Origin of the sequence: Xenorhabdus indica, assembly GCF_014467235.1 — a bacterium.
GTDB classification, from domain to species: domain Bacteria; phylum Pseudomonadota; class Gammaproteobacteria; order Enterobacterales; family Enterobacteriaceae; genus Xenorhabdus; species Xenorhabdus indica.
This window is the reverse complement of record NZ_NKHP01000019.1, coordinates 1-23,016: the sequence shown is the minus strand read 5'-3', so window position 1 is coordinate 23,016 and position 23,016 is coordinate 1. Positions and strand designations below refer to the sequence as shown.

At 46.1% G+C, this 23,016-nt stretch carries 17 protein-coding genes and 2 pseudogenes; 11 read left to right on the top strand and 8 right to left on the bottom strand.

Going from position 1 to position 23,016, the window contains the following annotated elements; all coding sequences use genetic code 11:
- Nucleotides 1-3: 3 nt before the first annotated feature.
- Genes tssG through tssB form a run of 5 tightly spaced genes read right to left on the bottom strand, consistent with a single transcriptional unit; the run spans nucleotide 4 to nucleotide 5,306 of the window.
- Nucleotides 4-1,056, bottom strand: coding sequence for a type VI secretion system baseplate subunit TssG (gene tssG, locus Xind_RS14270; protein ID WP_038269541.1), 1,053 nt, complete (start codon nucleotides 1,054-1,056; stop codon nucleotides 4-6).
- Complete coding sequence (gene tssF / locus Xind_RS14265) at nucleotides 1,020-2,867, bottom strand: type VI secretion system baseplate subunit TssF (protein WP_047680696.1); 1,848 nt, start codon at nucleotides 2,865-2,867, stop codon at nucleotides 1,020-1,022. The genes tssG and tssF overlap by 37 nt, the downstream gene beginning before the upstream one ends.
- The gene (gene tssE / locus Xind_RS14260) at nucleotides 2,868-3,308 is read right to left on the bottom strand and encodes a type VI secretion system baseplate subunit TssE (RefSeq protein ID WP_047680699.1); all 441 of its coding nucleotides are present in this window, start codon (nucleotides 3,306-3,308) and stop codon (nucleotides 2,868-2,870) included.
- A 2-nt stretch (nucleotides 3,309-3,310) separates the two neighbouring features.
- Nucleotides 3,311-4,789 (bottom strand): type VI secretion system contractile sheath large subunit, encoded by a 1,479-nt coding sequence (gene tssC, locus Xind_RS14255; RefSeq protein WP_047680702.1) that lies wholly within the window; start codon nucleotides 4,787-4,789, stop codon nucleotides 3,311-3,313.
- Nucleotides 4,790-4,808: 19 nt separating this feature from the next.
- Nucleotides 4,809-5,306 carry a type VI secretion system contractile sheath small subunit gene (gene tssB, locus Xind_RS14250; protein ID WP_038269549.1) on the bottom strand — a complete coding sequence of 166 codons (498 nt, stop codon included), beginning with the start codon at nucleotides 5,304-5,306 and terminating at the stop codon, nucleotides 4,809-4,811.
- A gap of 919 nt (nucleotides 5,307-6,225) precedes the next feature.
- Between tssB and Xind_RS14245 the strand changes: the two genes are divergently transcribed.
- The 9 genes from Xind_RS14245 (at nucleotide 6,226) to Xind_RS14215 (ending at nucleotide 20,331) form a co-directional block, all read left to right on the top strand.
- A complete protein-coding gene (locus Xind_RS14245) occupies nucleotides 6,226-6,744 on the top strand; it encodes an Hcp family type VI secretion system effector (RefSeq protein WP_038269551.1) in 519 nt (172 codons plus the stop codon).
- Nucleotides 6,745-7,304: 560 nt separating this feature from the next.
- Nucleotides 7,305-9,020 carry a ShlB/FhaC/HecB family hemolysin secretion/activation protein gene (locus Xind_RS14240; RefSeq protein WP_187650319.1) on the top strand — a complete coding sequence of 572 codons (1,716 nt, stop codon included), beginning with the start codon at nucleotides 7,305-7,307 and terminating at the stop codon, nucleotides 9,018-9,020.
- Between the two features lie 98 nt (nucleotides 9,021-9,118).
- Nucleotides 9,119-13,546, top strand: a complete 4,428-nt coding sequence (locus tag Xind_RS14235) for a hemagglutinin repeat-containing protein (RefSeq protein ID WP_187650318.1) — start codon at nucleotides 9,119-9,121, stop codon at nucleotides 13,544-13,546.
- Nucleotides 13,547-13,784: 238 nt separating this feature from the next.
- The gene (gene yhjD / locus Xind_RS14230) at nucleotides 13,785-14,756 is read left to right on the top strand and encodes an inner membrane protein YhjD (RefSeq protein WP_187650317.1); all 972 of its coding nucleotides are present in this window, start codon (nucleotides 13,785-13,787) and stop codon (nucleotides 14,754-14,756) included.
- Nucleotides 14,757-14,813: 57 nt separating this feature from the next.
- Nucleotides 14,814-15,020, top strand: a complete 207-nt coding sequence (locus Xind_RS14225) for a 2-hydroxymuconate tautomerase family protein (RefSeq protein WP_086954680.1) — start codon at nucleotides 14,814-14,816, stop codon at nucleotides 15,018-15,020.
- Nucleotides 15,021-15,348: 328 nt separating this feature from the next.
- On the top strand, nucleotides 15,349-16,965 hold the full coding sequence (locus Xind_RS21745; RefSeq protein ID WP_246432562.1) for a DUF6531 domain-containing protein: 1,617 nt from the start codon (nucleotides 15,349-15,351) through the stop codon (nucleotides 16,963-16,965).
- Between the two features lie 24 nt (nucleotides 16,966-16,989).
- Complete coding sequence (locus Xind_RS21740) at nucleotides 16,990-19,002, top strand: RHS repeat domain-containing protein (RefSeq protein ID WP_246432561.1); 2,013 nt, start codon at nucleotides 16,990-16,992, stop codon at nucleotides 19,000-19,002.
- A 101-nt stretch (nucleotides 19,003-19,103) separates the two neighbouring features.
- On the top strand, nucleotides 19,104-20,006 hold the full coding sequence (locus Xind_RS21735; protein ID WP_246432560.1) for an EndoU domain-containing protein: 903 nt from the start codon (nucleotides 19,104-19,106) through the stop codon (nucleotides 20,004-20,006).
- A gap of 7 nt (nucleotides 20,007-20,013) precedes the next feature.
- The gene (locus Xind_RS14215; RefSeq protein WP_187650316.1) at nucleotides 20,014-20,331 is read left to right on the top strand and encodes a hypothetical protein; all 318 of its coding nucleotides are present in this window, start codon (nucleotides 20,014-20,016) and stop codon (nucleotides 20,329-20,331) included.
- Between the two features lie 72 nt (nucleotides 20,332-20,403).
- Here the strand turns inward: Xind_RS14215 and Xind_RS14210 are convergent, their stop codons facing one another.
- Both Xind_RS14210 and Xind_RS14205 read right to left on the bottom strand, forming a co-directional pair.
- Nucleotides 20,404-20,724 (bottom strand): SymE family type I addiction module toxin, encoded by a 321-nt coding sequence (locus Xind_RS14210; RefSeq protein ID WP_187650333.1) that lies wholly within the window; start codon nucleotides 20,722-20,724, stop codon nucleotides 20,404-20,406.
- A gap of 79 nt (nucleotides 20,725-20,803) precedes the next feature.
- Nucleotides 20,804-21,163, bottom strand: a complete 360-nt coding sequence (locus Xind_RS14205; RefSeq protein ID WP_338114359.1) for a helix-turn-helix domain-containing protein — start codon at nucleotides 21,161-21,163, stop codon at nucleotides 20,804-20,806.
- 131 nt (nucleotides 21,164-21,294) lie between these two features.
- On the opposite strand from Xind_RS14205, the pseudogene Xind_RS14200 reads away from it, so the two are divergent.
- Nucleotides 21,295-22,312: pseudogene (locus tag Xind_RS14200) on the top strand (CHC2 zinc finger domain-containing protein); the annotation flags it as partial.
- Between the two features lie 53 nt (nucleotides 22,313-22,365).
- Here Xind_RS14200 and tnpA read toward each other — a convergent pair.
- The gene (tnpA, locus tag Xind_RS14195) at nucleotides 22,366-22,662 is read right to left on the bottom strand and encodes an IS66 family insertion sequence element accessory protein TnpA (RefSeq protein WP_187650314.1); all 297 of its coding nucleotides are present in this window, start codon (nucleotides 22,660-22,662) and stop codon (nucleotides 22,366-22,368) included.
- 81 nt (nucleotides 22,663-22,743) lie between these two features.
- Between tnpA and Xind_RS14190 the strand changes: the two are divergent.
- Nucleotides 22,744-23,016 (top strand): annotated as a pseudogene (locus tag Xind_RS14190) (IS66 family transposase); the annotation flags it as partial.

Sequence of the window (23,016 nt, the reverse complement as noted above, 5' to 3'; positions counted from 1 at the left end):
TCGTTATTCCATAACTGAAATTGTGACAGAGGGTTTCTTTTCTGGCTCACCAAGAAAGCTGGTCCACCCCAGATGGTTATTCTGCTTCGCCCCCAACACCATGCCACTAACCTGATTTTCCGCCAGGCCAAGACGCAATTCCCAGGCAAACTGGCTGCGCATGACGAAAGAGATAAACATCACTAACGGGAGATAGTTCTTCCCGTCCGGCAGAAATGACAGGAACCGATCACGGGCCAGATTGTTGATACTGAGCAGAAACTTTCCGCTGTAATCCCCGATCCATGATCCGATGGTGAAGTTCTGCCCCAATACGGACAGTTCGGTATCACCAATCTTTTGCCCTTTATTCGTGCCACCCAGTCGATTCTGTTGATCAACGGGGATGATGACTTTTCTGAATTGCCAGCCGTGCAAAGTGACATCCTGCAAATCAAAACAGTGGGAAACCAGGCTGCAGATCACTTCCGGTGAACGACCGGGGCTTGCCAACAACCCGGCATACGCCAGCATTTTGCTGTGGTTGATGTTCAGCATCCGGCGGTTGACATCACTTCCCAATCCCACCAGCGAGAACATGCGCTGAGAGAAGCTATCTTCCCCGCCTTGCTTAAAGCAGATGTAATAGCGGTATTTCCGCCAAATCTGGTGCAAGAGCGTGATTAAGCGGTGATTAAACAGATTGAGGAAATCCGTCAGTCGGTTTTCGCCCTGTGCGTCTTCCCACGCCAGTGAATCCAGGTAATAACCCGGCATAGGAGATTGGCTGCCATGTAGCCCCATGAAAGAGACTTCCAGCTCAAAATACCCTTGCCTGGATTGCTTCAGTGCAATCACATCACGAGTAGGAAATGCCAGACTGGCATTGGATTTAAAACGGACAGATTCACGATCAGGCCGATCCGTCTCCCCGGTTTTTTCCCACGCTACCGCCAACTGATTGAGCAATTCGACCAGTTGATAAAAGTTGTATCGTGAGATGTCCAATGCCAGTGGTGTGGCAGGATCTTGCTCAGTGATTACATCAACGAGTGTTGACCTATCTGTACCGGCCATTCATAACATTCCTGATTATCTAAATTGATTACCTTCAACATATGAAAAGCGTTGACGCTGGCATACAGTGAGAAAAACCGTGACAGAATCGTACTGAACAGATACAGCTCACCTTCCGAACTGAATGCCTGTTGCCGGATATACAAAGTAGAACGCAATCCACGCACAGGATGGCCGCGGAACAGGCGATCTGTTGGCTCTGTCTCAATCTTTTCAATGGCATCAAGCCGTTTCTGTGATGATCGTTTGGACTGTCGGTTGTGAATACTTGGGAAATCGTAAGTACGCAGAACCTGTTTCAGCGCATTCTTATCCAGCAATGACATGTAGTTCAGCGACATATTTGACAGCAACGACCAGTGCAGACCACCATCCAGCAACGGATAAAGCGGTACTGACGGACGCGTGATATTGCGGAATGTCGCAAATGACGGGCTGCCGATAGAGGGGTAATTAATGTCGCCGACACGAAGCTGTAACGGCAATTCACGGTTGGTACACGTCAGGCTGATAGAGACGTTTTCTTTTAATTTGAGCCTGAGCAGGTCTGATTCATCGCCACGTACAAATGAGATGAAATGTTCCAATCCTCTGCGGAAAGGTGACTCTTTCACTCGCAGACGGTAATAGCGCATTGAGTGTTCATTTTCGTTATCAATCTGATGATTGAAACTTTCAAACGGGGTGTAAACCCGTTCACCGATACGTGCCCGACTGCGTTCTCCATTTTCTCCCGTCAGCCAACTTTCAACACCATCTACAGAAAAGATATCGTAGTTATCCGGAAAGCTATAACTGGCCTTCAGTGGGTATTCCGTCTGACTGCCATTCAGTTCAATCGCTTCACTGTCCATCGGAAACAGATTAATAGCCGGCGTACAGTGCAGGCGGAAAGTATCGTGGCGAATCTTAGCTTCTGGGGGTAACGCCTGAGAAAAATATAAATTCAGTTTGAAATCTTTGGTTTTGAGATCTTCAGACAGTTCAGGGAATCCCTTAACGTCAAAAAACAGAAAACTTTCCGCAAAACAGAAATATTCCTGCAAAATGCGATATCCCATATAAGCATTTTTAGGATAAGGCAACAGGGCATCTTCCCGTTCGAATCCGACCGGTACAAAGTCAAAATCTGGCAGAGGAATGACCGTATCACCAATAACCAATTCCGCTTTTCTGAAGTAATAGCAGAGCCAGAAATAGAGTTGAGAAGTGGTATAGTCATCGCCACTCAGATAGAACCGCAATTTACCCAGTTCCAGTTCATGCAGGTTCAGTTCCGTTTTCGACGCAAAATTCAGGCCAATAATCCCTTGCTCATTACTGTTATTAACGGAAATGTCCTGAATGGAGAGAGGAAAAAGCCAGACATCGCGGCACAATGTAAAAGTGCAGCGGCTATGATCGTCTCTTTTGCCACTCGATTGTCCATTCAAAGAATGGTCGTTCGAGTAAATATCATCATGAGTTGACAGCGGATTACTCATAATCTGTGTGCCGCGCTTAACCTGTGTTGCTTTTGTCACAACACTCTCATCAGGAGTATATTCGATGATGGTCATACTGGGCGTCGGACGCAGATAATTAGGCCAGAGCATATTAAGCAAGCCGTGAGTCAGTTCAGGGAACTGATCGTCAATCTTTGCCCGCAGATTGCCTGTCAGAAATGCAAAACCTTCAAGCAAACGTTCAACGTCAGGATCAGAGCCTTGTTCAGACAGAAATGCGGCAAGATGAGGACGCTCAACTGCGGCTTCTTTCCCCAGTTGTCGCAAATAGTTCAGCTCATCTCTGAAATATTTTTCAAATGACATTTATTGAGTTCGCTCCAGGCAATAGCGCCGGTTGTTATCCAACTGGATGCTGAATTCGACAACATCGTTGATATCATCCAGGGAAACCTCAGCACTGATATGAAAGCTCAATAACAACGGATCTGAATCATCATTGATGGCACTGACAGAAACCGCTGATATTCTGGGCTCATAATTTCTGATGCACTCTTCTATCGCCCATTCGATACTTTGCTTGAAATCCACTGACGTTGCGGTTGCATCATTGAGATCAATGACACCCAATTCAATGGCACTCTGGCAGGCACCAGGGCGCGTATTCAGCACTTCGTTCAAATGCTTCTTAATAGAATCAAGCAGTGCACGCATCCTTGACTGACGGGAAGAGCCGAGGCTCTTCCCTTGAATGCGCTCGAACAGACTGGCAGAGCTGCCTCTGTTCCAACTGTACAGCGCAGCCATGATTATTCCTTATCCAAACGTCCGACCAGAGACAGTTCGAAACTTGCACCCATGTATTTGAAGTGTGGGCGAACCTGCATTGCCACCTGATACCAGCCTGGATCGCCTTCAACGTCCAATACCTTGATTTCAGCAGCGCGCAGTGGGCGGCGGCTACGAACGTCAGTCGGTGGGTTTTCCTGATCAGCAATGTACTGTTTCAGCCACATGTTCAGTTCGCGTTCCAGATCCTGGCGCTCTTTCCAGGAACCGATCTGCTCACGTTGCAAGACTTTGATGTAGTGTGCCAGGCGGTTGATGATGAACATGTATGGCAACTGAGTGCCCAACTTGTAGTTGGTTTCCGCAATTTTCCCTTCGCGGGTATTTGGGAAAATTTTTGGTTTCTGAACCGAGTTTGCAGAGAAGAATGCAGCGTTATCACTACCTTTACGCATAGTCAGAGTAATGAAGCCTTCTTCCGCCAGTTCGAATTCACGACGGTCAGTGATCAGTACTTCAGTTGGGATCTTCGCCTGAATCTGGCCCATTGCTTCATACAGATGGACCGGCAGATCGTTTACTGCCCCACCACTTTGTGGACCGATGATGTTCGGACACCAGCGATATTTAGCGAAGCTGTCAGTCAAACAACTTGCCAACAGATACGCAGTGTTCCCCCACAGATAGTGTTCGTGGTCACGGCTGACATTTTCCTGATAGTTGAAGTTTTTGATTGGATTTTCAACGGTGGAATATGGCAGACGCAGCAGGAAACGTGGCGCAGTTAAGCCCAGGTAGCGGGAATCTTCTGACTCACGCAATGAACGCCATTTGGTGTGTGAAGGGCCTTCAAATACAGATTTTAGATCTTTGATAGCCGGCAGATCAGTAAAGCTGTTAACACCAAAGAATTCTGGTGAAACAGAAGACAGGAATGGCGCATGAGCCATTGCACCGACCGAACTGACATACTGCATCAATTTGATGTCAGGCGTGGTGTTGCTGAAAGCATAGTTACCAACAACGGCAGCAACAGGTTCACCACCGAACTGGCCGTAACCCGCAGAATAAACATGTTTATAGAAACCGGATTGGATGATTTCAGGAGAGAATTCAAAGTCTTCCAACAATTCATCTTTAGTCGCATGAATCACGTTGATTTTGATGTTCTCACGAAAATCAGTGCGATCCACCAGCATTTTCAGTGAACGCCAGGAAGATTCCAGCTCCTGCAACGGCTTAGCGTGCATGATTTCATCCATCTGCTCACTCAGCTTTTTATCAAGCTCAACGATCATTTTATCAACGAGAAGTTTGTTGATCGGTTCTTCGTTAGAGCCTGTGTCCAGAATGCTGCCAATAAAAGCTGCTACACCCTGTTTTGCAATGTAATAGCCATCATTTTCAGGAGTCATCCTCGCTTGAGACATGATTTCATCAAGCAGAGAAGTCGTTGCGCCAGAAGCAAGTGCTGTGCTGTTTTCTTCGTGCTGAGCCATTTAAAATTCCTTTAACGAGTTATTTTTTATTGATGATTTCAAGTTCTTTCAGGAGTTGCTCACGAACGGATTCATCATCCAGCAGTGACTGCAAGCGAGCGCGAAATGCAGGGATATTTCCCAGAGGGCCTTTTAATGCAACTAATGCTTCACGCAGTTCCAGCAGTTTATTCAGCTCTGGTACCTTCTTAGCGATATTATCCGGTGAGAAATCACTCAGTGATTTAATTTCCAGATTAACTGGTAGATCTTCTTCACTATTTTCTTCAAGGCGATTAGGGACGTTAAAAGTCAGGTTGATGTTCGCCTCATTCATTACCGCATTAAAATTATTTTTATTAACGGAAACGGTCTGTCGTTCTTCAATTGGCGTATCTTCTTTCTTTCCTTTCAAGTCACCAATAACCAGAAGATTCAGAGGTAATTCAACTTCTGCGGTCTGGTCGCCAGTATTAGGAACATATTTAATATTAATTCTTTCTTTCGGAGCTACGCTACCAGGACTATTCTTACTCATATTTCAACCCTTTGGCTAATACAACCATGAACTGTCTAACAACCCATTATTGGAAAGAGAATAATTACAATGTTTAACCGTATAACAAATGCAGCAGGCTTTCCTAAAGAAATAGGCTGCGGAAGACAACTGTATTTGCAGGAACAAATAGATTTTTATATATCAGCATATAGATAAAGATACAGAGATATTCTATCCAATCATGGAAGTAACATCGATATAAAAAATCGTCAATAGCGAGTTTGACACTTTATTTTTTTGATGTAAAGCCAAAACACTTATTGATAACACCCTCTATTCTGGCTTTTAGTACTTTTATCGTGTTTTCTAGAAACTTATAAATATTTTCCCCTTGCAAAATAGATAAAACTTTGTCTTTACTCTCCATAAGAGTATACAGACCGATTACCTGTCAATTGTATATAAGGTAATATTTTTCATATATTATGAATAAAATATAGTCTGCAAGTTTGTGTCCTATCATTATTATCAAGTATATTTTTTATTTATTTAGATTAATTGTTCTCCATTAAAAATCTTATCCAACTCATATTTTTGACGTACATCACACTTTATAAATGATCATAAAAATCATATGATTTAAAAATTAAAACACATTATTTATCAATTAATTATATAAATCAAAAATATGAAGATTAATTTTTATACAGAAAAACAATCTTGCTTTTTATAAAAACTCAGTCATAAATATCACAACGGCAATGATTATAAAATTTTTATTTGTCATTGAATTTGAACTCGCGTTGCAATTTACAAATAACTTTGCATTAGACAATTTCAGCTTTATTATTCGCCCCGAGTGTTCGGCATCGCTAATTTTATTTCATCAATGAATGGAATAATCACGCAAGGAATGAGCACTTACACTTATATTGGTAAATTTTTATAGGATATTCATATGCCAACTCCATGTTATATTTCCATCAACGGAAAAACTCAGGGTAATATCACTGCTGGCGCATTCACTGCTGAATCAGTAGGCAATATCTTTGTTCAGGGTCACGAAGACGAAATGCTGGTTCAAGAATTTGACCACATTGTTACTGTTCCAACTGATCCACAATCTGGTCAGCCTTCTGGTCAGCGTGCACATAAACCATTCCGCTTCACCGTTGCACTGAATAAAGCAGTTCCTCTGCTTTACAACGCACTGGCTTCCGGCGAAATGTTAACAACTGTAGAACTGAAGTGGTATCGTACTTCTATCGAAGGTAAACAAGAGCATTTCTTTACGACTAAACTGATAGATGCAACTATCGTTGACATCGACTGCAAAATGCCACACTGCCAGGATCCGGCAAAATCTGAATTCACTCAGCTGGTTCGTGTTTCTCTCTCTTACCGTAAGATCGAGTGGGAACACACTACTGCTGGTACTTCTGGTGCTGACGACTGGCGCGCGCCAATTGTTGCTTAATATCTTATTCATCAAGTTTTAGATAATAAGTTTTTAGCAATAAATTTTCAGCCAATGAATATTATTCATTGGCTGAATAATACTCTCCTACATTACCTCCCCCTATTAATTTACTTTAATTCATTTTTTCCTTGTTTATATTTTATTTTTTTGTTTTTTTTAAAAGTGAGATTTTTATATAGTGATTATTTTCTCAATAAATAAGAATATATAAATTAATAATCACATGTACTATTAATAACCAATGTCACATTTTTAAACATGAAGTTAAAAAAAACAAAATTCATGTCTTTCCACCATTTATTTGAAATTTCAATTAAATCTACTTCTCATTTGAGTTAATTCTAAATTATGCGGTAAAACATAACTAAAATGGGTGATAGTAAACGGTTAAGTTAAATATATAACTATAAATAATCATATAAGACAGACTGCTCCCGTTAATCAGAGCCAAATAAAATAATTTCTATGCTTTAATGATTAATTAGTGAACCATTATAACTATATCTGATCGATCTCAGGTTACATTTCAACTTAACCATTGTCATTTGGGTGTTACGATGTTTAAAAAAACAGCAATCCTCATCTTATTATCTACCTCTATTCAGGTAATCGCTTTGCCTGAAACACCCGACTTTGCACTATCTATGACTGAATCCGCTATGGCTGAATCCGCTATGGTTGAATCCACCATGGATGAAGCCAGAAGAACCTTACAGGACAGTTCACGAGAAATAGGTCGGTTAATTGAACAACGCCGACACCAAGGATTCATTGATCGTACTGATACCACTGCGCCACAAACTGTATCACCCGTATTGGTTGAAGCCTCACCCTGTCTGAATATCAATGGTGTTTATCTTCAGGGGATGACTCTGCTCTCTCTGACAGATTTAGATACACTCAGTGCATTACCCGATCATTGCATTACTAACAATGACATCAACAAACTGACAGCAGAAATCACTAATCTCTATCTTGCCAAAGGCTATATTACGGCACGGGTACAATTTATTCCCCCCAATCATCGTGGAGAATTGGGACTCAATGTTGTTGAAGGATTCGTCGAAGCCATTGAAGGCGGTGATCACTGGGTCAACAGCCGGATGTTATTCCCCGGATTGATCAATCAACCTTTGAATCTTAATCAGTTGGATCAAGGGCTGGATCAGTCGAATCGTCTGCAATCAAACAAAACAACGCTTGATATTCTGCCCGGTTCAGTTAATGGTGGTTCTATCATCAGGCTGCATAATCAGCATTCCACTCCGTGGCGGATCACCACAATAACTGATAACTATGGGCAAAAAAGTACCGGCGAATGGATTGGCCGACTGAATACCAGTATAGACAGCCCTCTGGGATTATCAGATTTCATCAGCTTCAGCGGTGTCAGTACTCTCGATAAACCCAATACCCAATATAACCGCGCCGCCACCCTATTCTATTCGCTCCCTTACGGTGCTGTGACTTTCAGCGGCTTTACCAGCTATTCCCGCTATACAAGCCATCCAAAATTGCCGAAACACTCAATCAAACTGCACGGTAATTCACAACAGTCGGGCGTACGTATGGATTGGATATTCCACCGTAATCAATCGCAACTCTCGACGGTCAACAGTCAATTTGTCTATAAGAATTACAACAACTATTTCGGTATCGAGAAACTTAGGCACAGTAGCCAGACATTAACTGTGTTTTCACTGGGAATAAGCCACTTGCAAATTATTCCCAGTGGTCTTATCACTTTTGATGCTGGTATTGAGCAAGGAACACCGTGGTTCGGTGCCCAAACCTCCACAGACAACCTGAATAAACAATTTACCAAAGGGAAGCTATCGGTAAATTTACAGCAGCACGTCAAACTACTTGCCATGCCGTACCGATTTAACAGCCAGTTTTACGCTCAGTACAGTCCAAAAGGCTTACCCAGTGTTGAGTGGCTCAATATTACCGACCGTAATACGGTGCGGGGGGTCAGTAATAACGTCCTTTCCGCAGATAACGGCTGGTATCTGAGAAATACCTTATCCCACTCAATACCATTGTCTGAAAGTTCACTTACCCTGCGTATCGGCGCAGATATCGGCCAGATCAAAAGCCACAACCGACAGGAATCATGGAAGAGCAATGCGGGATTAAGTGTTGGTATGACTTTGCGCTATCAACATTTTTTCGCCGATGTTGAGATGAGCCGTGGCAAAACGCTGGCCCATAAAAATAAAGGTAAGGATGAACCCATGCAACTATTAACCCGTTTTTCTTACACTTTTTAGTTTATTAAATCATCAGTTTTTTAACCGTAGCCAACTTGGAAGCCTTCTTCCAAGGTAGCTGCACACTCACAAGAAAGAAAGTAAACAGAGGTAATAATATGAAGAGAAAAAAGTTCAGATTATCTCCTGCGGGGAAACTTGCTGCATCAATGGCAATTATTCTGACAACTTGTTCAACCAGTTTTGCCAACGGCATTACACCTGGTGGTGATGCAGATCATCGCCCGGATGTCACCATTGCAGAAACAGGCGCTACAGTCGTCAATATCGTCGCCCCTACCGATTCGGGTTTATCTCATAACCAGTATCAGGACTTTAACGTCAACCAAATGGGTGCTGTATTAAATAACTCATTGGTTAATGGACAATCGGAACTGGCCGGGCAGTTATCCGCTAATAATAATTTGAATGGGCAAGCCGCCAGTATCATTCTGAATGAAGTGGTCAGCCGTAACCCTTCATTCCTGCTCGGTAAACAAGAGATCTTCGGCATGGCCGCCGATTATGTGCTGGCAAACCCCAATGGCATCACCTGTAACGGTTGTGGCTTTATCAACACGAATCAGGCATCTCTGGTTGTCGGTAACCCGTTAGTTGAAAATGGTATCCTGCAAGGATTCAAGAATTTCGATAACCAAAATGCTCTAAATATCAAAAACAATGGCTTGTCCCATAATGATGTTCTGAACCTGATTGCCCCCAGAGTTGATATCAACGGCAAAGTCATCACCCCAAAAATGCTCAATATCACAATGGGAAATAACCAAATTGCAGCGGATGGCCAAATCCTGACATCACAGCAATCTGTCATGGACGCACTTGATAGTTACTATCTCGGTAGTATGCAAGCGGGACGTATTCGTCTGTTGAATACTGCGGAGGGAAGCGGAGTCAATCTGCAAGGTAAGATGAGTGCCGATGATGGTATTTACCTGACCTCCCACGGTGACGTGAAATTGGAGGCGGCTAACCTGCAAGGCGGAGATATTATATTGCAGGGTAAAAACCTGCTGTCTCAAGGGCGCCTTAACCGGAATTCATCACATGAAACAGGCGAAGATAACTATGATAGCCGTTTTAGTGGTGTTCATACCTCGCAAAAGCAAATTAACGAATCCATTGCCCGCACTCAACTGACCGGTAAGAACATCACGCTGGTCGCCCACCAGAATAATCAGGTGATGGCAACCGATATTGAAGGGGATAATATCAAACTGACTGGCGCTAATCTGAAACTGGATGGTCAACAACTTCACCAGCTTAACCGTAACGTCGATAACAAATGGCGATTATCCTGGCAGTATGATGTCACCAATGAGAATGAAAAATATCAATATGAAGGAAATTCCCTCAACGCACGGGAAAATGTTCATCTGACCGCCAACGAAGGCAATGCAGAAGTGCTTGGCAGTAAAATTATCGCCGGAAACCAACTTTCCATATCCGCTAAACAAGATGTAAAACTGGCTGGTTTAGTGGAATCAGAAATGACCGTTGAAACAGGCTATAAAAAAAATCACTCCCTGGCACTGCAAACCGGTAACTGGACAACGGTCAATACTACTCAGCGCAGTGTCAACAGTGAGTTGAACGCAGGGGGAGATATTGGGATCAACGCAGGAGCTAATGCCGAAATTATCGGCTCTCAGGTACATTCAGGCAAAAACCTGATTGTTTCAGCGGGGCAACAGGTAAAAGTCACTACGCAATCTCTCGTCAATGATCTTCACGTTGAGAAAAATAAACACTATTGGGGTGGCATTGCAGGTGGCAGTAATAAAGACAACCAGGATAAAGTGGAAACACACCATGCTTCTGACATCAAGGCAGATGGGCATTTACTACTGAATGGAATAAATGGTGTCACGATTACCGGCAGTAAGGTAAAAGCGCAACAAGGAGCGTATGTTGAAGCTAATGATGGGCAGTTAGTCATCGATAATGCCGTTAATCATGCCTATAAAAAGATTGATGAGAGAAAGGGAACAATCTTTAATATCACCAAAAATTCCAATCAGGAACAAACAAACCAGCAAACCAGTTCCGGTAGCCAGTTAATTTCTGATACTGACCTGAAGTTACTCAGTAACAAAGATATCAATGTTATTGGCAGTCTGGCGAAAAGCGCAGGTGAACTTAATCTGAACACATCAGGCAATATCAATGTACTTGCCTTTGATGCACAAAATAAGTATCAGCAGGAAAAAACCAATCTTGGCTGGAACTATTACGCTAATGAGACGAAAGATAAGCAATACCGCGCTGGTGTAGGTTTTGAGCATACCTCCGATAACCAGAACACCCATTCCACTGCACAACATCAAGCCGAGTTGCAGGGTGGTCACCTTTCCATTAACTCAGGAAAAAATGTCACTATCACAAGCACAAAGCTAGTCACAACACAGGGTGATGCCAAAATTACAGGCGATAATATCGCATTGCTGGCAGCAGAAGATCATGCAACAACCGAAAATTCACAAGCCAAAGTCCGTGGCGGTGTATTCGCTACTGGTGGCATGGATAGGATCGGGGGTGGAGCCGAAGGGGGGTATTCCAATAATGTTTATTCCCAGAACCGTACTACTGCGGTAGTGTCAAACGCTCAAGTCAATGGCAACCTTGAACTGAACGCAATGGGAGAACTGAAACAACAAGGCACTCAGTATCAGGTACAAGGAACTTATCAGGCGAATGCGGGCAGCATTAAAAATGTTGCGACGGCCAATACAGAATCAGCGTCTACAAGCCAATTACAGGTAGGTGGTGAAATCAGTGGTTCAGCCGATTACAGTGCAACGTCCCGCCCGGTGGAAAAAACGGCTAAAGCGGCAACAGACGGGAAATTGGATACCGCGATCTCAAAAACCGGATTGCCAAATGCGGGTCTTGAGCTTGCCATGAATGGCAAAAGCAATAACACCAATACTTATCAATCAAATGCTGTAGTAACTACTGTTAAAGCTGATGATATCAAAGTAACCACCAATGGAGATATTTACGATCAAGGAACCCAGTATCAGGCGAATAAAGGCGGCGTGTCACTAACTGCGGGCAGCCATACCAGTGAAGCAGCCTACAATCGTCAGAACAGCAATTCATCTAATACTGTTGGCGACGCTCGTCTGCGCATTTACACCAGCACAGGCAGTGACCTTTCTGTCAATGGCAAAGGTAACGGCAGCTATCAGGCAACATCCACCAGCGATAATCATGCCGTTACCAGTGGTATTAATGCCCAAAATGGTATTCACGTTCAGGTGACCAGAGACGCACGTTATCAGGGAACATCCATGAATGCGGGCAATGGCGGAACAAACGTTAATTCTGGCGGAAATATTCAGTTCAATCAGGCTACCAACCACAGGGAACAAAACAATTACGGCTATAATGGAGAACTTTCCCTAACTGTAGGCACTAATCCAGATGGTAAAAACTTCAGTGGCAGTGCAGGCGCAGGCTATAACACCAGCCAACAGAACAGTACTACAGCCCAGACCAGTGCTATCACCGGCGGGCAAGGTATCAATCTGAATGCGGGCAATAATTTGACACTACAAGGTGCGAATGTCTCTGGTAAACAAGTGGATTTAACTGCGCAACGTGGTGGAATTGAACTGGCTGCTGCTCAGGATACAGTTAACAGTAATGGCTGGAACTTTGACGTTAAAGGCAAAGGTGGCGTATCCAGTAAAGTCCGTAACAATGAAGGCAGTGATAGTACGGGAGATAATGGAGAAACAAATAACAGCATCATCGACAGCAAATACGATATTGGTGGTGGAGTTAAATTCGGTGTCGATCACCTGAACAAAGTCACTCACCATAACAGCCAGGTTTCTGGTGGTCATGTTGTATTGACCAGTGCCCAGGACACATCCCTCAAGGGAACTAATATTACCGCAGATCAAGTGACGGGTAATATCGGTGGCAACCTTAATGTTGAAAGTCTCAAAAATAGAACTGATAGCCTGAATGTCGGTCTGGATGCAGGATTAGGGTATAGCAAAACCGTCAAAGGAGATAATTCTCATAAAACAACACTACCGATTGCTGACAGCAACTTACCCGAAAACTCACCTGAAACAGCGGCAACCAATGATGAAAAAACCAATGCGGAAGCCCCAAGTCTGACTGATCGCCTGACCGCGGCCTTCAAAGGATACAATGGGAAACTCAAGAGTAATTACGATACTCTCGATCAGGAAACCATTGGTGAGCAATCAACCATCAACGGTGCTAATGGAGTGAATCTGGACGTCGCGGGTAAAACCCAATTAATCGGCAGCCGGATTGACAGCACACAAGGGCAGGTATCCGTTAATACCCGGCAAATCGAGCATCAATCTGTAACAGGCTACGATAGAAGTAAAAATATGGGAGTTAACTTGCCGGATTCCATCGCAGGTCTTGCTAACGAAGCTCAGAAAAATGTCTTCTCCGGCAAAATGCCTTTCGTGAAAAATGAGAATCACAATACAGAAATACCCGCTACACATAGTTGGATCAAGGATCACCCGTTGGATTAATTGACCTCTCTTTAATTCACTCACATCGCACATAATACATAGTACGGTAGCCGGCAGCGTAGCTACCGTACTTTTCCCCTATTCGGCCAACCAATTATCCTCACCCCTTTCCCCTCTCTGGCAATAGGATTGGGATAAGTAAACATGATAAAGCTGTAACTTGGAAGAGGGCGGCTATAATGGGCTACATTACAGTCATATCAGGTACAGTCATATCAGGCAAAGCCAAGGGGATGTAATGCCAAATGATTTCGAAAAAAGGGAACATTCCAGCAAAGGAACAACCAACACACCATTACAGAAAGGGCTAGATGGCAGCAAAAAAGCGCTTTCGGTGACGATCCGCATTGGCAACGATATCCGCCACATACCATTTATTGCCCATCTTATCCGGGCAGCTCAACGTTTCAATGATCGAATGGGAAGTCAGTTTGGTGCAGCGATTACCTATTTCTCCTTTCTGTCACTGATCCCAATACTGATGCTCTCTTTTGCTATCGCAGGTTTTGTACTGGCTTCCAATCCTGATTTGCTGGCAAAACTCATCAACGGTATTGCCAATAGCATCAGCGACCCAACGCTGGCAAATACATTGAAAAACAGTGTGGATACTGCCATAAAACAGAGGACAACCGTTGGATTGACAGGCTTGGCGATCGCGCTCTACTCAGGCGTGAATTGGGTCGGCAATCTGCGGGAAGCGATCCGAGCTCAGTCCCGTGATGTCTGGGAACGTAACCACGAAGATAAAGAAGAAATCTACTCTCAATATATCCGGGATGTTTTCTCTCTGTTTGGCCTGCTATTCGCATTAGTGATAACACTTTCCCTAAACTCCATCGCTGGCTCTGCTCAGGCAACCATAGTCCATGCGCTTGGCTTAGAAAGTATCGAATGGCTACGCCCCGTATGGACATCCATTGGCATGACGATTTCCATTTCCGCCAATTATTTATTATTTCTATGGATATTGTGGATCTTACCTCGTCATCGGCCTGAGCGGAAAGCCCTGCTTCAGGGAACATTAATGGCCGCCATTGGGTTTGAGATCATCAAATCGATTATGACCATGATGCTGCCACGCCTTGCCAGTTCACCTTCTGGCGCAGCCTTTGGCTCAGTAATTGGCCTGATGGCATTTTTCTATTTCTTTGCCCGACTGACCCTGTTTTGCGCTGCCTGGATCGCCACGGCAGAGAAAAAAGAGTAACAAAACAAAACCGCATCATAAGAATCATTTTATAACAAACCTAAAAAGGAGTTATTTATGCCATTTGTGAACATCAAAATCACCCGCGAAGGGGCAACTGCTGAACAGAAGAAACAACTGATTGAAGGTGCAACCCAGTTGCTGGTGGATGTACTTGGCAAGAATCCGGCAACAACATTTGTCATTATTGATGAAGTGGAAACGGATAACTGGGGAATTGGTGGCAATAGTGTGACGGAAGTACGGGCTGCTGCAAAGAAGTAATGCATATTTAAAAAATGAACGATTAGGGCGAATATATCGCCCTTTTATTTTTTTAATATCAACAAAACCCTAATCAATATGGTTATTATTTTTATTGAATATAATAAGAACATTAATGATAAATAAACAAAGTAAGTTATTTAAAATAAAATACTATCGCGAAATAACATGGATATTCATCTACCAAATAGCCTTTTTTCGAATGATAGAAAATAAAACATACAAGATATCATTCTATTAATTACCAAATTAATCTTTATAAGAGCAACAAACTGGTATTGCGCCATGGGGATAAGTTTTGGATGAACGGGACATAAGGAGGGAAACCATGTCAGATAAGATGCTCGTCACACCCGATAGCAACGATGTCAGAGCCGAAGAATATTGTAAAGAATTTAACATTCGCACACAGGCTGAGGCGGAGAAAGCGCTCAGCAATGCAGAGACATTATACCGGCAAAGCGCCCGCTTTTACGGCAATGACGGAGACGACCCAGAATTAGACATTCACTATAATCCGGCAGACGCTGACTTTGAAGCTCAGGCTTTTAAGAAAACGGCTCAGGATACCGTTGAAAAATTCAAAAGGGGTGAATTTCCAAAGGAAGAATGGGAAGAAGAGAAAGAAGACGACAATCATCCCAAACCCAATGATGCATTGCCGCAAAAGCCACGAGACGATAGCCCGACCGGAGAAGGTAATACAATTGGTAGCATTGTCGGACAGGCCCCCCAGTCCGCCTTTCCTCCGCATGCAGCTAATCCGGCCATTCAGCCAGAGGTACCGGCGGAAAAAGGGATGTGGGATAAAACCGTTGACTGGTTTCAGGAAACCGCCGATGACTTCAATAAATGGGTTGATGAGAGTAAACATAATCTGCAAGCCGCCTGGGACAGTCCGGGCGAAGCGGCTGTCGGGGCAGGAAAAGCGCTCTGGAATACCGTTCCTGAAATGGGGGAATTGCTTGGCAAGGGAGCCGTAATCATGACAACGGCACCGGCCGTTGCTGCCGAAAAAGCCTGGGAATATATGGGAGGCTCTCCTGTCGGTGTGTCTGAATTGCAGCAAAAGGCCGTGGCAGCGGTCAATGCTGATGCGATTAAGATGGAAATGAAAAGCGATGCCGAGAAAGGGGGTAATTTAATATACGAAGGAGCTTCTTTAGCGACAGGTCTTCTTGGACTTGCCAAAGCTGTTGCCAAAAAAGGTGCCAAAATCAAAGGCCAGTCGCCAGAAACCGCCAACCCCGCGCCGGCCAAACCCAAAAACACCGAAAAAGACCCTGTTGACAACAAATCCACCGATAAAGATGGTAGCTGCAACGGGACTTGTAGCACAAAAAGTGAACCTGTCGATATGGCCACCGGCGACTTCCTGCAAGTCTGGCCGGTTATCTCTATCCCCGGATTGTTGCCGATTACCCTGACCCGCACCTATCGCTCCACCGCCAACCTAAACGGCCTGTTTGGCCCGAAATGGGCGGATGACTGGTCACGCCAGCTAGTACTGACTGACGGCAAAATCAATTTCACCGATGCAGACGGCGTCATCTATGATTTCAATACGCCGGATAATCAGGTACTCGCCCGTAATCAGCATATTCCCTATTACCTGCTGACCGGCGAATTAACGGGTGAACTACAACTGACCGACCGCCAGTCCCAACTCAGCTATCATTTCAATCATATCGTTGGAAATATTCGCAAGCTATCCGCGATCACTGACCGCCGTCAGAACGCGATCCGGTTTATTTACGATAAACACTCACAACTGATCGAAGTCACGCGCACGGATGGCTTCCGGCTGATTCTGGGTTATCAGGATCAGCAACTCCAGACAGTGGATTACCTCAAGCAACAAACACACCAACGGCTGGTGACCTGTCACTATGATTCACAGGGTTACCTGCATCAATGTGAAGCGTTCCAGCACAACCATTTGTAGCATGAATATGACGCTCAGGGGCGGATGACTCGCTGGCACGATACCGACCAGACTGATCTGCATCTCACTTATGATAAGCAGGGGCGGGTAGTGAGCATGATGTCCCCCAGCGGCTACTGGAGTGACCGTTTCCATTATGACGACCAGGCGCGTATCACCACTGACCGGGATGCTGAAGGCGGTGAAACCCAGCACCATTACGATCACAACGGGCTGGTGATCCGTGAAGTCGATCCGCTGGGGCGCGTCACACGCCGCCAGTGGCGCTACAGTCAAATCGTCTGGGAAGCCGATGCTGCAGGTGGGATCACGACTTTCGATTACAACCCTGACGGTGCCCTGACTGAAATGGTCCTGCCGACCGGAGAAACCTTTGCTTACGGCTATGACGAACACGGACAGCTCATTGAAAGTGTCCTGCCAACCGGTGAGTGCTGGCAATTTCACTATGACGAACAGGGTAACCTGACAGCGCTGACTAATCCATTGGGGCACAAAGAAGAATACCAATACGGCACGCACGGTGAATTGCGTCAGCGCCTGCTACCGGACGGACGCCAGTGGCACTATGCTTATGACGAGCAACAGCGACTAGCCGCAGTGATGACACCGGACGGTCAAACCACCGGACTGCAACTGGATGAACTGGGCCTGCGCCAACTCACCGATACCCTGAAACAACAAACCCGCTACCGCTACAGTGACGACCATGCCAGTCTCAACGGCAGCCTGACGGAAGTCGAACTGCCGGATGGCACCACGCAACAACTGGCCTATGACAGTGAACGGCGAGTCGTGGCCGTGACTGACGGCGAAGGCCGTACCACCCGTTATACTTACGGCGCGTTTGACCTGCTGACTCAGGTTACCCGGCCCGATGGCACGGTATTACATTTTGGCTATGACCGGCTGACCCGGTTGAACTCAGTGACCGCCTCCACCGGCGAAACCTATCGTTATGAGCGGGATGCCGCCGGGCAGATTATCCGGGAAACTGATTTTACCGGGCGTACTCTTGAATATCAGTACGATAAACTGGGACGCCGCACACTGACGCAATATCCCGACGGACAACAGCTCCGCTGGCATTATTCCACTACGGGTTTGTTGATCAAACAGGAAAGCTGGCAACCGGAAGAAAACCAATGGGTACTGAAAGCCACAACGCGTTACGAATACAACAAGCGGTATCAGTTGGTGAAAGCCACTAATGCCGATGCTGTTGTGGAATATGAATATGACAAAATCACTGGTCTGCCGACCTGTGAGCGTATCAATGGGCGGGAAATTACGCGCGAATGGGATAATCTGACCGGACGTCCTGTCAGCGAAAGTGTCGATGGCAATACCCTGCACTTCGGTTATAACCTGTCGGGGAGTCTGAATCACTTTCAGCTTAACCAGCATGCGCCACTGACATTCCAGCATGATGCACTGGGGCGGGAAACGGTGCGCGAAAGTGCCAACGGTTTTATCCTTGCCAGTCGCTACACCGCAACTGGCCTGCTGGCACATCAGTCAGCGGGGCAGGCAACTAAATTTTTCCGGGAAACGCTGGCTCAAAACGATCCGCACTTCCCACCCCAGGCAACCGCCGTCAACCGGAGCTGGCAATACGACCGAGCCCATAACGTCCGTGTGATTGACGACAGCCGCTGGGGGCAAACCCGCTACCGTTATAATTCCAATGACCAGATACTGCATACCCTGTTTGATGGCAACCGTCCGTATGAAGAACAGTTCCGTTATGATGCCAACGGTAACCTGAGCCAGCATATTCCGGTAGATGTCCAGGGCGCAATGATACAAATTACTCAGCGCCAGCAATCCGGGCGGGTGGTGCAACGTGGCAATGTCCGCTATCGCTATGATGATAATGGCCGGCTGGTGGAAAAAACCGAACAGCGTGACGGCTCCGGCCACAAATCTGGCGCTACCGCTGGGATACCCAAAACCAGCTTACCCACTGCGAAACGCCGGACGGCTCGCGCTGGCACTATCGCTACGATGCGTTCGGACGGCGTATTCGTAAGCTGAAAGTACATGATGGCAAACTGGCCACCGCCAATTTACAGCGCTGGCTGGATGGCAAACCGGATTTAACAGTGAAACCCGATGCCATTTTGGGCTATGATTATTTGTGGAGCGGTGACCAGCTCATTGAGGAAACCCTGCTTTATGCCGATGGTACACCGGTGGAAAATCAGCGCATCCGCTGGCTCTACGAGCCGGGCGCACTGACACCTTCGGCACGCGCTGAGCGGGGCAAACTGCACTATATCGTCTGTGACCATCAGGGTACGCCGCGCGAGATGCTCAATGAGGAAGGCGGGCTGGTCTGGGCGCAGCGGCTCACCACCTGGGGCAAAGCAGAACGCTTGCAGGTCATCGCCTCCAATGATGTGGATTATCATGTTAACTGCAACCTGCGTTTTTTAGGCCAATATTTCGATGAGGAGTCGGGGCTTTTTTACAATCGGCACCGCTATTACTCGCCGGAAGCCGCGCAGTACATCAGCCCTGATCCGTTGGGATTATTGGGCGGGTTGAATCCGTACGGGTATGTGCATAATCCATCGAAGTGGGTAGATCCTCTAGGATTAGCCGGTGATGATTGCGATAAGCTGCTTAAGCAGTCTTCCAAAAAACCTGTTCCTCCGATAAATGACGAACATGTTTTCCACGGCGAAGTTAACAGGAGGGGGAATGCGGTTGGTTTTCATCATGAAGGTGATCATCATGGAAAAGCACGAATTGTTCAAATGACAAACCCACCTAATTCACAGGGCATTTATACCGGTAAAGTAGAAATTCGTAATGCTAAAACAGGCCAATGGATACCCAAAGAACGTGAATCATCATTTTATCCAGAATCGTGGAGTCAACAAAAAGTTCTAGATGAGATTAAAGGTGCTTATCAAAATGCCACAATACAGCCAAATGGGAAATGGTCTGGAAAAGCACCTAGCGGAATTAGAATAGAAGGATGGCTTGACGCTTCGGGTAAGATGAATACCGCATATCCTATATATATTAAGTAGAGGAAATATGAGATTTTTTATTGATAAAGATGGATATCCAGCAATCGATATTGATTATAATCGCCATGTATTAGCCGATTTTTTAAGTGGTGATATTCAAGGTAGTATTTATAGTGCGAACGAACTTATTGATTTATGCGAATCTATCAAAAATGGCGTGTTACCCCTATGGGAAGGCACAGGCAATGCCCACACTGTTACCATTAAGCCAGACGGCGTTGAGATTTTTAATGAGTACACAGAAGAAAGCCTAAAGATAGCTACTATCGAAGAATTCAAAGGTTATCTTGAAAAGTGGAAAGAATTACTTTTGAGTAGAGAATAAGCCTCAAACAGCCGGAAAGATCCCCGTGATCTTCCGGCTTTGTTCTTTTTAAGAGCCGCTCACTCCCTGCCCTTAGTTGCTGTTGTAGTCGCCAGGCAGTTCCCGCATCCGCAGCTTAATTTCACTGATTTGCTCTCGCTGGCGCTGGTATTGCTGTTTGAGGCTGTAAGTCTCGTTGCTGTCAGGGATGAGCACTAAACAACCGTCCATAATCTTAACGGTCAGTGTGCCGCCAATTTCAAACCCGGCCTGCTTAAGCCACTGCCCTTTCAGGTGTATCGCAGGCGGGGCATTGGCCTTGTCATTTTGCGGCACGTATCCCATGGTGTAATAACGTTCGGTTTTTGCCGCTTTATTTACGGCACGGTTTTGCCTAGAATGCGCCTTAGCCATCATTCAACTCCTAATCAGTTGGTTGTGGTGAGCAGATTGCCAGTGTTGACGCACTGACAATCTGCGATCGTTTTATCGGCTACTCTTTCTTCTTAGTGGCCTGCCTTGCTGAATCCCAGCGCCGTGATTGATATTTAATGATCAGGCTTTCCAATACTTCCCGCACAATACCTTGCTCATCTTCTGGAAGCTGGCTGATAGCTTCAAACTGCAATGAAAGCTCACCTGTTGGCACACGTTCATGTGTATCAAATAACAAAAAATCCGTGCTGACATTCAACGATGTTGCAATCTTCTTCAATACCTCAAGGGAAGGCTGCGCCTGCCCTGTTTCGTACTTCTTCCAGCTATTAGCATGAATGCCAATCGCATCCGCCATTGCCTGTTGGGATAGGCTGCGTTGTTTACGTAACGCAATGAGTCTTTCAGATAAAGGCATAGGTAAACACCAGTAAATCGAATGACTCATGATTCTACCCCCAAAAAAATAATCGCTTGACGATGGTACATGTATATGTTCCATAATAAAACATATAAATGGTCTTGACAAGGTTTTGAGGGAACAAAGATATGGCTCGCATTCCCGAAGCAGAATTACAGCACCTGAAATCCGCCGTCTCTTTAGTTGCCATCATTGAGCAGCAGGGACGGCAGTTGTTTAAGCGCGGCAAGGACATGACCGTGCTGTGCCCGTTCCATCAGGAGAAAACGCCCTCGATGGTCATTACCCCAGCGAAAAATCTCTATCACTGCTTTGGCTGTGATGCGGGCGGGTCGGTACTGGACTGGGTGATGCAAACCGAAGGGCTGAGCCTGCGCCATGCTGTGGAACGCCTGCGTGCCGTGCTGGGGCACAATCCGGCGGTGGAGCCGCTGGTGCAGCCGGAAGAGCTGGCCAGTGATGCCATCGGGCAACAGGGGTTGCTTGTCACGGGTGGTTGCGTTTTATCACCATACGCTTTTGAATGCGCCGGAGGCACAGGCCTATCTGACCAAACGGCGGCTCAATCATCCTGAACTGGTTGCCCACTTTAAGCTGGGCTTTGCCAACCGCACGCTGGGCTACCGTCTGCCACCGAAAAAAGTCAAAGCGGGCGAGGAGATCCGCCGCCGCCTGCAAGCCATCGGGGTGCTGCGGGAGAACGGGCGGGAGCATCTGCGGGGTTCGCTGGTTGTGCCCGTTATCGGTGCTGAGGGGCAGGTGCACGGGCTGTACGGGCGCAAAATCGGCGACGACCAGCGTCAATCGATTATCCGTCACCTGTACCTGCCGGGGGCACACAAAGGGGTCTGGAATGAAGCGGCGCTGGGTGCCTCCAAAACGCTGATCCTGTGCGAATCGCTGATTGATGCGATGTCGTTCTGGGTGACGGGGCAACGCAATGTCACGGCCGCTTACGGGGTGAACGGCGTCACCACGGATCACTGGCGGGCGTTCGAACAGCACGACATTAAGCAGGTGCTGATCGCTTTCGATAATGATACCGCCGGTAATGATGCCGCGGTGAAACTGGCGGCAGAACTGGTTGCCAAAGGCATCACGCCGCTGCGTGTCGTGTTCCCGCCAGAGAGGGATGCCAACGGCTATGGATTTTCGCATGTCGGTCTGACCGGAAACCAGATAAATGTTGCCCGCTGGGATCATTGCAGGGCCTCAACCCAGTGACGGATCTGCTCGGAAGATAACCCGGCAGGCAACTCCGCCCGAAGTCCGTTGGGCAGGCAAAGCGTGACGGTATGACCAGCATCTGAATGCTCATCAAGTACAAGAGGATGCAGACGTTGAGGCGCGTGCTGTTGCCGACGTTTTTTTGCCCAATAATAAAACGTGGCCAGATTAATTTCATGATGCTGGCAAAATGCGGTTACCGTCAGCCCGCTCTGTTTCTGGGCATCGATGACGGTTATCCAGTGTTGCTGTTTTTCAGTGAGTGTCATGAGGTGTCTCCTGAATAAAAAGAAAACACACTATGACAAAATCTTAATTCGTCAGATAGGTGGGGTTAATTGAGCGGTTACATTGAACGGGAGGCCCGGTTACTCAATCCCGATGAACGACAGCGGTTACGGCAGGAAAAAGCGACCCCGGTACTGAAAGACTTCCACGACTGGCTGACGGAGTCGAGCCGGACGATGTTGCCGAAAAGTGCTATCGGCTCGGCGATCAGCTATACCCTGAACCAGTGGCCGAAACTGTTGGTTTATCTGGAAGACGGGCATATCAGCATAGACAATAATGTCACGGAGCGGGATATCCGTCCGTTCACCACGGGGCGCAAGAATTGGATTTTT